Annotated in this window: 8 protein-coding genes; 7 read left to right on the top strand and 1 reads right to left on the bottom strand. The window is 72.4% G+C overall.

From position 1 onward, the window contains the following. Positions 1 to 85 precede the first annotated feature (85 nt). Both AB0G02_RS19935 and AB0G02_RS19930 read left to right on the top strand, forming a co-directional pair. Positions 86 to 1,030 carry a hypothetical protein gene (locus AB0G02_RS19935; protein WP_360796384.1) on the top strand — a complete coding sequence of 315 codons (945 nt, stop codon included), beginning with the start codon at positions 86 to 88 and terminating at the stop codon, positions 1,028 to 1,030. Further along, positions 1,023 to 3,311: a heavy metal translocating P-type ATPase gene (locus AB0G02_RS19930; protein WP_360796381.1), complete on the top strand. Its 2,289-nt coding sequence runs from the start codon at positions 1,023 to 1,025 to the stop codon at positions 3,309 to 3,311. Before AB0G02_RS19935 ends, AB0G02_RS19930 begins: the two co-directional genes overlap by 8 nt. 191 nt (positions 3,312 to 3,502) lie before the next feature. Here AB0G02_RS19930 and AB0G02_RS19925 read toward each other — a convergent pair whose 3' ends face one another. Beyond that, a complete protein-coding gene (locus AB0G02_RS19925; protein WP_360796378.1) occupies positions 3,503 to 4,519 on the bottom strand; it encodes a LacI family DNA-binding transcriptional regulator in 1,017 nt (338 codons plus the stop codon). Between the two features lie 179 nt (positions 4,520 to 4,698). On the opposite strand from AB0G02_RS19925, the gene AB0G02_RS19920 reads away from it, so the two are divergent. From AB0G02_RS19920 to AB0G02_RS19900, 5 genes are all read left to right on the top strand, one after another. Further along, positions 4,699 to 6,621 carry a beta-L-arabinofuranosidase domain-containing protein gene (locus AB0G02_RS19920; RefSeq protein ID WP_360796375.1) on the top strand — a complete coding sequence of 641 codons (1,923 nt, stop codon included), beginning with the start codon at positions 4,699 to 4,701 and terminating at the stop codon, positions 6,619 to 6,621. A 30-nt stretch (positions 6,622 to 6,651) separates the two neighbouring features. Further along, on the top strand, positions 6,652 to 7,920 hold the full coding sequence (locus AB0G02_RS19915; protein WP_360796372.1) for a sugar ABC transporter substrate-binding protein: 1,269 nt from the start codon (positions 6,652 to 6,654) through the stop codon (positions 7,918 to 7,920). 19 nt (positions 7,921 to 7,939) lie between these two features. Next, positions 7,940 to 8,893, top strand: coding sequence for a sugar ABC transporter permease (locus tag AB0G02_RS19910; RefSeq protein ID WP_360796369.1), 954 nt, complete (start codon positions 7,940 to 7,942; stop codon positions 8,891 to 8,893). Then, positions 8,890 to 9,714: a carbohydrate ABC transporter permease gene (locus tag AB0G02_RS19905; protein ID WP_360796366.1), complete on the top strand. Its 825-nt coding sequence runs from the start codon at positions 8,890 to 8,892 to the stop codon at positions 9,712 to 9,714. Before AB0G02_RS19910 ends, AB0G02_RS19905 begins: the two co-directional genes overlap by 4 nt. A 31-nt stretch (positions 9,715 to 9,745) precedes the next feature. Continuing rightward, a partial coding sequence (locus tag AB0G02_RS19900; protein WP_360796363.1) for a hypothetical protein occupies positions 9,746 to 10,523 on the top strand: 778 nt, incomplete at its 3' end.

The raw sequence follows: 10,523 nt of genomic DNA, 5'->3' as shown, positions 1-10,523 counted from the left end.
GTAACCGGTGGGTGCCGGGTCGAGCACAGCGGCCGAACCCGGAGCCCGCCGCGAGGCGGGCTCCACCAGTCTCGAGGACTGACCGATGAACACAGCAGTGAAGCTCACCGCCTACGGTGCGGCACTCGCCCTGGTCGCCGGTGGCGCCTGGGCCGCCGGCAGCGCTGTCGGTCCCTTCACCGTCGACGCCGCCCCGGGCGGTCACGACGGCACGTCCGGCGCCGAGGGCACCGGGCACGGGGACGACCACAGCGGCACCGTCGCGGGGGCCTCCGACCAGCCCGCGGGGCTGGCGTCGTCCAGGGGCGGTTACACCCTCGCGCCCACCGACACGACGCTGACCACGGGGAACAACACCTTCTCCTTCCGGATCCTGGGGCCCGGCGGCACGGCGGTCACCGCCTACGACGTCGAGCACGACAAGCGGATGCACCTCATCGCGGTCCGCCGCGACACGGCGAACTTCCGGCACGTCCACCCCGAGATGGCGACCGACGGCACGTGGACCGTGCCGCTGGACGTCCCCGAGGCGGGCTCCTACCGGGTGTTCGCCGACTTCAAGCCCACCGGTGGCGAGGCGACCACGCTCGGTGTCGACGTCGACGCCGCTGGCACGTTCGAACCGCACGCCCACGCCCCGTCCCGGGTGGCCGAGGTGGACGGCTACCAGGTGCGCCTGGACGGCGACCTGGTGCCGGGCACGGCCTCCGCCCTGCGGCTGACCGTCACGAAGGGCGGGGCCGCGGTCACCGACCTGGAGCCCTACCTGGCGGCCTACGGGCACCTCGTGGCGTTGCGCCGAGGCGACCTGGCCTACCTGCACGTGCACCCCGAGGGCGCCCCCGGTGACGGCAGGACGCCCGCCGGTCCGACGATCCCGTTCGTGGCCGAGGTGCCGACGGCGGGCACCTACCGGCTGTTCCTGGACTTCCGGCACGCCGGCGTCGTGCGCACGGCCGAGTTCACCGTCGGGACGTCCGACGTCCCGGCCGGCGGTCACGAGGACGAGGAGGGTCACGGCCATGGCTGACACGCAGGTGGAACTGGCGATCACCGGCATGACCTGCGCGTCCTGCGCGGCGCGGATCGAACGCAAGCTGAACAAGCTCGACGGCGTGACCGCGACGGTCAACTACGCCACCGAGAAGGCCCGCGTCACGTTCCCGGAGGACGTGGACCCGCGGACGCTGGTCGAGCAGGTCGAGGCCGCCGGCTACCAGGCCGCGCTGCCCGTCGTCGAGCACGAGCAGCCGGAGACCGCGGCCGAGGAGGACCCGACGGCGGCCCTGCGGCAGCGGCTCGTCGTCTCGGCGGTCCTGTCCGTGCCCGTGGTCCTGCTCGCGATGGTGCCCGCGCTCCAGTTCACCTACTGGCAGTGGATCTCACTGACGCTGGCCGCGCCGGTGCTGGTGTGGGGGGCGTGGCCGTTCCACCGGGCCGCGTGGACGAACCTGCGCCACGGCGCGGCCACCATGGACACGCTGATCTCGATGGGCACGATCGCGGCGTTCGCCTGGTCGCTGTACGCGCTGCTGTTCGGCACCGCGGGCACACCCGGCATGACGCACCCGTTCGAGCTGACCATCTCCCGCGCGGACGGCGCGGGCGCGATCTACCTGGAGGTGGCGGCCGGGGTGACGACGTTCATCCTGGCGGGCCGCTACTTCGAGGCGCAGTCCAAGCGGCGGGCCGGCGCGGCGCTGCGGGCGCTGCTGGAGCTGGGCGCGAAGGACGTCGCCGTGCTGCGGGACGGCCGGGAGGTCCGCGTCCCGGTCGGTGAGCTGGTCGCGGGCGACCGGTTCGTGGTGCGGCCGGGCGAGAAGATCGCCACCGACGGCGTGGTGGTCGAGGGCAGCTCGGCGGTCGACGCGAGCATGCTGACCGGCGAGTCCGTGCCGGTCGAGGTCGGTCCCGGTGACGCGGTGGTGGGTGCGACGGTCAACGCGGGCGGCCGGCTGGTCGTGCGGGCCACCCGGGTCGGGTCGGACACGCAGCTCGCGCAGATGGCGAAGCTGGTCGAGGACGCCCAGAACGGCAAGGCCGAGGCGCAGCGGCTGGCGGACCGGATCTCCGCGGTGTTCGTGCCGATCGTGATCGCGCTGGCCGTGGGCACGCTGGCGTTCTGGCTCGGCGCGGGCGGCGGCGTCTCGGCCGCGTTCACGGCGGCGGTCGCGGTGCTGATCATCGCCTGCCCGTGCGCGTTGGGCCTGGCCACGCCGACGGCGTTGCTGGTCGGCACCGGTCGTGGCGCGCAGCTCGGCATCCTGATCAAGGGCCCGGAGGTGCTGGAGTCGACCCGACGGGTGGACACGGTGGTGCTGGACAAGACCGGCACCGTCACCACCGGGCGGATGAGCCTGGTCTCCGTGCACGTGGCGGAGGGCGTCGACGAGGACGAGGCGCTGCGGGTCGCCGGGGCGTTGGAGCACGCCTCGGAGCACCCGATCGCCAGGGCCGTCGCCGTCGGCGCGGCGGAGCGGGTCGGTGACCTGCCCGACGTCGAGGGCTTCCGCAACCTCGAAGGCCTCGGCGTGCAGGGCGTGGTCGACGGGCACGCGGTGATCGTCGGGCGCGAGCGGCTGCTGGCCGACTGGGGCGTCCACCTGGAAGGCGCGCTGGCCGAGGCGAAGCAAGCCGCCGAACGGCGTGGCCGCACGGCCGTGCTGGTCGGCTGGGACGGCGCGGCGCGGGCGGTGCTCGTGGTCGCGGACACGGTCAAGCCGACGTCGGTCGAGGCCGTCCGGCAGCTCCGCGACCTCGGGTTGACGCCGGTGCTGCTGACCGGTGACAACGAGGCGGCGGCCCGCGCGGTCGCGGCGGAGGTCGGGATCGACCAGGTCATCGCGGAGGTGCTGCCCGAGGACAAGGTCGACGTCGTCGCCCGGCTCCAGGCGGAGGGCAGGGTCGTGGCGATGGTCGGTGACGGCGTGAACGACGCGGCGGCGCTGGCGAAGGCCGACCTCGGCCTGGCCATGGGCACCGGCACCGACGCGGCGATCGAGGCGAGCGACCTGACGCTCGTGCGCGGCGACCTGCGTGCGGCGGCGGACGCGATCAGGCTGTCCCGGCGCACGCTGGCCACCATCAAGGGCAACCTGTTCTGGGCGTTCGCCTACAACGTCGCGGCGCTGCCGCTGGCGGCGGCCGGGCTGCTCAACCCGATGATCGCGGGCGCGGCGATGGCGTTCTCGTCGGTCTTCGTGGTGTCGAACAGCCTGCGGCTGCGCGGTTTCGCGAGCACGGCGGCCGCGCACCCCGCGCCGGGTCGGCTGGAGTCCACCGAGGACAAGCGGCCCGCCGTCGTCTCCTGACGCCGGACAGCGATGTGGCCCGGGATCGAGCGATCCCGGGCCACACGCCTGTTCCCGCTCCGAGGTACGGGCCCGACACCTGCTGACCGCACCTGAGCGTTCAACTCGGGTGTTCTGAACGTAGGACTCTCGCGACGTGAACGTAGGACTCTCGCGGTCTGGAGGTAGGACACGCGGGAGGAGGGCGTGGGTCAGGTGGGGGAGGTGGACTCGCGCACGACGAGGCGGCAGGGGTGGCGGATGACGCCGGACGGGCGGCGGCCGTCCAGGGCGTCGAACAGGTAGCGGGCCGCGGTGGTGCCCATCCGCTCCAGGTCGAGGTCCACGGTGGTCAGCGGGGGACGGCAGTCGGCGGCGAAGTCCTCCCAGTTGTCGTAGCCGACGATCGCCACGTCCTCCGGGATCCGCTTGCCCAGGCGGGACAGGGTGTCCGCGACGCCGGTCGCGATCTGGTCGTTGCCGCAGAACACCGCGTCGACGTCCGGGTCGGTGGCCAGCAGCACGCGCGCCGCGTGCCGGCCCCAGCGCTGCGACCACTCGCCGTACAGCGGCGCACCGCCCGCGAGGCCCAGCCCGTGCTCGGCCAGCACGCGGTGCAGCGCGGTGACCCGGTCCCGGGCCGCGCGGTAGGTCTGCGGGCCGGTGATGTGGCCGATCCGCTTGCGCCGCAACGACACCAGGTGCTCCACGGCGAGCCGCGCGCCGCCCTCGTCGTCCGCGATCACCGACAGGTCGGCCGGGTCGCTGGACTCGCAGTAGACGTAGACGACCGGCACCGGGATGTCCCGGGTCAGCGACTGCCGGACGTCGTTGTCGTCGCCCAGGATGATGAACCCGTCGACCTGCCTGGCCAGCAACGTGCTGATGTAGTGCCTGCGCCGGATCGCGTCACCGCGCGCGTCGCACAGCAGCACCGACATCTGCTCGTTGGCCAGCGCGTTCTCCACGCCCAGCAGGATCGGGATGGCGAACCGGCCGCCGAGCTCGTCGGTGAGCAGCCCGACGGTGCGCGTCCGGCCCGAGATCAGGCCCCGGGCCAAGGCGTTGGGCTGGAACGACAACTCGGCGGCGGCCCGCAGCACGCGGTCGCGGGTGGCGGGCGCGACCTCGTCCCGGGCGTTGATGGCCTTGGACGCGGTGGAGATCGAGACGCCGGCCAGCCGCGCCACGTCGCTGAGGGTCACCGCGTCGGACCGCCGTCTGCCCATCGAAAGCCTTTCGAAACGTTTGTCGAACGCCGAATCGATTGTAGGCGCTCTTCAGAACCGTGAAACGCCATCGTGGAGGACGGTGGCCGAGGGCCACAAGGACGATTGCCGAAAAGGTTTTCGGCTGCCACAGTGCTGTTTCGGACGCCGAACGGGCAACGGGCAGCGCGGAGGTTGGGATGACAGTGACGTCGCCGGACACCACCGCCGTCGGGGGACGTCCCGTCGTGCCCTCGCGGGGGAAGCTGCGCCCGCTGGGCCAGGACGAGGTGCGGATCACCGGCGGTTTCTGGCGGACCCGCCAGGACCTCAACGCCACCGCGTCCCTCCCGCACGCCCGGTCGTGGATGGACAAGCTGGGCTGGACCGGGAACTTCACCGGGTCCGACGCCACCCCGGCCCACCGCCGCGGCCGGGAGTTCACCGACTCCGAGGTCTACAAGCTGCTGGAGGCGATGTCCTGGGAGGTCGGGCGCGGCGCCGCGGCGCCGGACGCCCTGCGAGCGCAGATCGCGGAGCTGACGAGCGCGATCGCCGCGGCCCAGGCGCCGGACGGCTACCTGCACACCGCCTTCGGCCGGCCGGGACAGCCCGACCGGTACAGCGACCTGCTGTGGGGCCACGAGCTGTACTGCACCGGGCACCTGCTCCAGGCGGCCGTCGCCCGCGCCCGCACCGGCGGGGGTGACGCGGACCCGCTGCTGGCGGTGGCCCGCCGCGCCGCCGACCACGTGTGCGAGGCGTTCGGGCCGGACGGCACGCCGGCCGTCTGCGGTCACCCCGAGATCGAGCTGGGACTGGTGGAGCTGGCCCGCGTCACGGGCGAGCAGCGCTACCTGGACCAGGCCGCGCTGTTCGTCGAGCGCCGCGGGCACCGCACGCTGCCGCGCCACCACTTCGGCTGGTCGTACTTCAGCGACGACGAGCCGGTGCGGGAGTCCACCGTGCTGCACGGGCACGCGGTGCGCGCGCTCTACCTGGCCGCGGCCGCGGTCGACGTCGCGGTCGAGACGGGCGACGACGAGCTGCTGCGGACCGTCGCGGCCCAGTTCGACCGGGCGCTGGCGCGGCGCACCTACCTGACCGGCGGCATGGGCTCGCGGCACACCGACGAGTCGTTCGGCGACGACTTCGCGCTGCCGGCCGACCGGGCGTACTCCGAGACGTGCGCCGGGGTGGCCGCGATCATGCTGGCCTGGCGGCTTCTGCTGGCCACCGGTGACGGCCGGTACGACGAGGTGATCGAGCGCATCCTCTACAACGTCGTCGCCACCGCGATCGGTGACGACGGCCGGTCGTTCTTCTACGCCCACACCCTGCACCAGCGCACGCCGACCGCGGCGCTGTCGGAGGACGAGGAGCAGCTGGGGTTCGGCGGCGGGCCGAGGGCGCCGTGGTTCGAGGTGTCGTGCTGCCTGCCGAACGCGGCACGCCTGCTGGCCGGCCTGTCGTGCTACCTGGTCACGGTCGAGGACACCGGGCTGCGGCTGCACCAGTACGCGGACTCCGAGGTCTCCACCCGCCTGGTCGACGGCCGCGAGGTCGGGCTGCGGGTGCGCTCGGGCCTGCCGGAGGACGGCACGGTGACCGTGCGGGTGACCAAGACCGACGACCAGCCCTGGTCGATCACCCTGCGCGTGCCGCAGTGGGCGGTGGGCGCGCAGCTGGTCACCACGCACGGACGACGTCAGGTGCCGGTGGGGGACATCGTGGTCTACCGGGCGTTCGCCGTCGACGAGGAGATCCGGCTGGAGCTGCCCACGCGGCCCCGCTTCACCGCGCCCGACCCGCGGATCGACGCCACCCGCGGCTGCGTGGCCGTGGAACGCGGACCGCTCGTGTACTGCGCCGAGGCGGTCGGGGAGGACGCCGTCGACCTCGACACCCTGCGCGTGGACGACACCGTGCCGCCGGTCGACGCGGCGGACGGCGTCGAGGTCCGCGCCCGGTTCGACGCGCCCGGTCCGGACTCGTGGCCCTACGGCCCGCCCGAGCGGAGAACGCCGAACAGCCGCGCCACCACCGCGCTGCGCCTCGTGCCGTACCACCGCTGGGCCCGCGGCGGCCCGTCGACCATGCGGGTCTGGCTGCCCACCACCTGATCCACCCGACCGTGCTCAAAGGAGAGACCGGTGACTACCAGAGGTCTTCGTGTTGCCTCCGCCATCGCGGCGGGTGTGCTGGTGCTGGCGGCCTGCGGCGGTGAGGAGCCGGAGAGCGCCGCGGGCGCGGACGACGGCGCGGTGCTGACGATGTGGACCCGCGCCGCGACCGAGTCGGTGTCCAAGGCCTACGCCGACGCCTACAACGCCACCCACCGCAACAAGGTGGAGGTGACGGCGTACCCGAACGAGGAGTACCCGGCGAAGCTCGCGTCGGCGGCGGGCGCGAAGTCGCTGCCCGACCTGTTCGCGGCCGACGTGGTGTTCGCGCCCCAGTACGCGTCGCAGGGGCTGTGGACCGACGTCACCGACCGGCTGGACGCGTTGGCGGTGAAGGACCGGCTCGCGCCGTCGCACTTGAAGGCGGGCACGTGGGAGGGCGCGAACTACGCGCTGCCGCACACGATCGACCTGTCCGTGCTGCTGTACAACAAGGACCTCTACGCGAAGGCCGGGCTGGACCCGGAGCGGCCGCCGCGCACCCTGCGCGAGTTCGCCGACCAGGCCCGCGAGGTGGACCGGCTGGGCGGTGACGTCCACGGCACGTACTTCGGCGGCAACTGCGGCGGCTGCGTCGAGTTCACCCTGTGGCCGTCGGTGTGGGCGGCGAACGGCGACGTGCTCGACCAAGAGGGCGAGGAGGCGCGGGTCGACTCGCCGGAGATGACCGACGTGTTCGCGCTGTACCGCTCGCTGTACGAGGACGGCGTGGCCGCGCCCGCGTCCAAGGACGAGGCCGGGCCGACGTGGCTGGGCGCGCTGCAGAGCGGCAACGTCGGCATCGCTCCCGCGCCGTCGGTGTGGCTGGGCGCGCTGGAGGAGAAGGGCCTGAAGCTGGGCGTGGCCCCGATCAGCGGGTTGACCGGCGGCGAGTCCACGTTCGTCGGCGGTGACGCGCTCGGCATCGGCGCCACCACGCAGCACGTCGAGCAGGCGTGGGACTTCCTGTCCTGGACCACGTCCGACGAGGCCCAGGTGGAGGTCGTCGCCAAGGACAAGGGCGTGCCGACCCGCACCGACCTGGCGGACAACGAGTACTCCGCGGCCGACCCGCGCACGGTGCTGATCAACGGCCTGGTGGCCAAGGGCCGCACGCCGTACGCGCGCAACTTCAACGTCTCGTTCAACGACCCGCAGAGCCCGTGGCTGCAGACCGTCCGCGGAGCGCTGTTCGGTGACGCGGGCACGGCGTTGGCCGACGGCAACACCGCCATCACCAAGTCGCTCCAGCAGGGCTGAGCGGCCACCGGAGGCTCGGATGTCCACGACAACGACGTCACGCCCGAGCGCGCGCACCCCCGCGCCGCGCCGGGGCACCGCGCGGAGCACCGGTCGCCGCGGACGTCGGCTGCGCGCCCTGGTGGGTGCCGCGTACGCCGCGCCGACGGCCGTCATGGTGGGGCTGTTCTTCCTGGTGCCGCTGGCCCTGGTGGTGTGGATGTCCCTGCACCGCTGGCCGCTGCTGGGCAGGGCGAAGTTCAACGCGCCGGCCAACTACAGCGGCATCGCCGACGACGAGCTGCTGCGCTCGGCGGCCTGGTTCACCGTCGAGTACACGGTGATCATCACCGTGCTGCTGTTCGTGGTCTCGTTCGGGCTCGCCCTGCTGGTGCAGCACCGGCGTCCCGGCGTCGGCTTCTTCCGCACCGCGTTCTTCCTGCCGACGGCGGTCGGCTTCGCCAGCGCCTCGCTGCTGTTCCTCGGCCTGCTCAGCGACGAGATCGGGCCGGTGACGGACCTGCTGGCGTGGCTGGGGCTCGTCGACGGGTACGTGTCGTGGACCAGCGGCAGCCCCGACTCCGCGCTGGGGTCCGCGGTGCTGCTGGTGCTGTGGCGGTTCGCCGGGTTCACCATGCTGATCCTGCTGACCGGGCTGCACGCCATCCCGCCGGACGTCTACGAGGCCGCGCGGGTGGACGGCGCGAACCGGTGGCAGACGTTCCGGCGCATCACGGTGCCGCTGATGCGGCCGACGATCGCGCTGGTGCTGACGCTGATGACGACCGGCTCGCTGCTGGCGTTCGACCAGTTCTGGATCCTCACCCGCGGCGGACCGGACAACAGCACCACGTCGCTGGTGATGGTGATCTACCGGGAGGCGTTCGTCCGGCTCGACCTGGGCTCGGCCGCGGGCATCTCGGTGGTGCTGCTGGTGGTGCTGGTCGTGTTCAACGCCATCCAGTTCCGCGTGCTGCGTCGGAGGTCGTCGTGAGGCCGGCGTCGGCGGTCAGGGGTGGCGCGGGCAGCCGTTGGGGTTATTACGTCACCGGCACGGCGCTGGCGATCCTGTTCCTGTTCCCGCTGGTGTGGAGCGCGTTCGCGTCGGTGCGCACGGACACCGGTTTCGGCCTGGAGAACTACGACCGGCTGTTCACCTCGGCCGACGGCGTCGGCCTGCGGCACGTGCTCAACAGCGTGGCGGTCAGCGCGCTGACGGTCGGCGGCACGCTGGTCGTGGCCACGCTGGGCGGCTACGCGTTCGGCCGGTTCCGCTTCCCCGGCCGCGACGTGCTGTTCCTGCTCACGCTGGCGATCCTGATGGTGCCGTACGCGACGATCCTCATCGCCCTGTACGTGCTGCTGGGCTGGTTGGGGCTGGAGGACTCGCTGGTCGGCCTGAGCCTGGTGCTCATCACGTTCCAGCTGCCGTTCTCGGTGTTCATGATGCGCAACTCGTTCGAGGCCGTGCCGCTGGAGCTGGAGGAGTCGGCCCGGGTCGACGGCTGCACCAGCGCGGGCACGCTCGTGCGGATCATGCTGCCCGCGGTGCGGCCAGGCCTGGTCACCGTGGGGCTGTTCGCGTTCCTGACCTCGTGGAGCGAGTTCTTCGCGCCGCTGATCCTGCTCAACTCGACCGACCGGTTCACCACCACCCTTGCCGTGGTCAACATGCGGACCGCGAGCCACGGGTCGATCGACTACGCCGCGCTCGAAGCGGGGGTGGTGTTCATGGCAGTGCCCTGCCTCGTGCTCTTCGCCGCCATGCAACGCAGTTACGTCCGCGGGTTCACCTCAGGAGCTGTGAAGGGCTGAACCCGATCCGGCAACCGGAAGGAGGATCGCAGTGTCGCGATCCTGGTTGAGAACGTCACTCGGCGTCCTGGCACTGGCCCTGGCCCTCAGCGGTGCGGGCGTCGCCCGGGCCGAGCAGGCGCACGACGTCACGATCACCGCCAACCCGGCCACCTGGAGCCCACCGTCCACCCTGGTCACCCCGCTGAACCAGGTGTGGTCGCACCAGGAGAGCACCTACGGCGACCTGTACGGGTTCCGCAACTACGGCTGGGACCAGGTCTTCGCCAACGGCGGCTACCTGAACTTCTGCGTGAGGTGGGACTCGTCGGCGCCGGTGAGCGCCTCCCTGCGGGACCGCATCCACGCCAAGCTCGCGGAGCAGTACCGCAAGTGGACCGACCTCATGGTGGGCCACAACAACTGGCCCTACGCCCAGGTGCCGGTCAAGGTCGTCGGCTGGGCCGTGCGGGGCCGCGGCACGTTGCAGTGGACCGACAACTCGGTCGACATCTACGTCAACAACATCCGGGAGAACGCGCCGCAGTGCGCCGAGCCGTGCGGCCGGTTCTTCGTCCGCGACGGCCAGTACCGCAACTGCCCCGGCGGGGTGGCCAGGCACTACGACCAGTCGCTGTGGCTGACCGCGGGCATGGGCGGCGGCGCGGGCGGTGACTGGGGCCAGCGGATCGGCAGCGAGTACTTCGTCGACAACCTCGGCTCACCGAACGTGCACATCCTGCTGCACGAGATCGGTCACACGTACGGGCTGGACGACTTCTACGACTGGACGCCGTCCGGCGTGCCCGCCTTCATCAGGAAGCCGCCCA

Origin of the sequence: Actinosynnema sp. NPDC023658, from assembly GCF_040639995.1 — a bacterium.
GTDB lineage: Bacteria > Actinomycetota > Actinomycetes > Mycobacteriales > Pseudonocardiaceae > Actinosynnema.
The sequence above is the reverse complement of the archived record's forward strand: the minus strand, read 5'-3'. Positions and strand labels throughout refer to the sequence as shown.